The organism is Flaviflexus huanghaiensis, from assembly GCF_014118685.1.
Lineage (GTDB): Bacteria > Actinomycetota > Actinomycetes > Actinomycetales > Actinomycetaceae > Flaviflexus > Flaviflexus huanghaiensis.
The window spans coordinates 1-1,514 of record NZ_JACFAK010000034.1; the positions used below are offsets into that span (position 1 = coordinate 1).

The 1,514-nt window shown below is 62.7% G+C and carries 1 protein-coding gene; it reads right to left on the reverse strand.

Translation table 11 applies throughout. From position 1 onward, the window contains the following. Nucleotides 1–21 precede the first annotated feature (21 nt). Nucleotides 22–1,287, reverse strand: coding sequence for an IS110 family RNA-guided transposase (locus H7E91_RS11410; RefSeq protein ID WP_241698570.1), 1,266 nt, complete (start codon nt 1,285–1,287; stop codon nt 22–24). Nucleotides 1,288–1,514 lie beyond the last annotated feature (227 nt).

The following is a 1,514-nucleotide window of genomic DNA, read 5'->3' on the forward strand; positions in this document are numbered from 1 at the left end:
GAGTGGATGCTCCTATTGTTGTCAAGCTGCTTTTTCCAATGTGAGTTGGTTGATGGTGGCGGTGGCGAGAGCTTCGAGTTCTCGGTCGGCGCGGGTGCCGATCTCGAGCCGTTGGAGACGCTGCCGGGGAACACCGAGGGTGTCGGCGAGAACAGTCAGCGGGATGCCGGCTTCTCGTCGTAGCTGGCGAAGCTCTTGGCCTACCGGGTTGTCGAGGCCGGGGCTCATGAGCACCTTGTAGATCTCGTTGGCGATGTGTCGTTTCAGGCAGCGCATGATGTCGCGGTCTGAGAGTCCTTCGGCGCGGCGTCTGGTGAAGTAGGCGACGGTGCGTGGTTCCCGGTGTCGCATGCGGAGGAGAACGATGCGGTGCAGGGCATTATTCGCATTCCTGTTTCCGCCGCGAGAGAGCCTGTGCCTGGTGCGCTGTCCGGAGGAAGCGGGAATCGGGGCGACGCCGGCTAGTGCCGCGAACGAGGCGCTACTGGTGAGGCGTTCGGGATTGTCGCCTGCCGCGACCAGCAGCGTTGCAGCGGTCACTGGTCCGACACCGCTGGAGGCGTAGAGGGCAGGATTCACCGCTCGGATCAGTGGCACCATTTCCCGTTCGATGATGGCGATCTCCTGGCTCAACGCCGAATGCCGGACGGCAAGACGTTTCAACACGCGGCGGGCCGTGTGTTCAGGGCTTGTCCCAGAGCCCGGCCGGGTTCGACATAGCGTGGCGACCAAGGCGATGGTGCCAAGCCTGCGGTAGTCGTCTCGGACAGTGTCAGGGGCGGTGATCAGCAGCGCATGGATCTGGTTCATCACCTGGGATCTCGCTTTGGAAGCAGACCTGCGTTCTGTCAGGAGCATGCGCAGCGCCTCGACCTGGCCGTCGCCGGCCTTGGGAATTGCCGTGTCGATACCGGCCAAGACGGTCAGCGCGGCCTGTCGCGCATCGAGTGGGTCTGATTTGCCGCGCATGCGCCTGACCCGCCGGTTCGGGCGAGCCACCTCGGCGACGTCGAACCCGGCAGCGGTAAGTATCCGCGCAATTCCTGCGCCGTAGGATCCGGTCCCCTCCACCCCAACTCGGCTGACCGTTCCCGCAGTCCGCAGAAACTCAATGATCTGCTGGTAGCCGTCGGCGGTGGCCGCAAACTGCTGGTCGCTGATCGGTCGGCCGAGCTGGTCGACGACGGCGACATGGTGCGTGTTCTTATGCGTATCGATGCCCGCCACCAGCTCGTTTGGCGCCGTATCCCATGTTGCAGCTAGAGGCTGCAGTGTCATGCTTGTCATAGACGGGTTCCCTTTCCATCGCAGTTTTCGTCGTCGCGGGTCGGGGTGGGCAGACAGCACAAAGGCGAGACGACTTCCCGGTCAAGCTCCTATCAAGTCATGTCCCTCCCGCCACCGCGGGTTGGTCCCGATGTCGATGGACAGATCCACTAAAAGACAACCCTCACGGGTGTCGGTGTAATTGAGAGTCACACCGACACCGGGAACATGTCCATCATCTCTGTGTA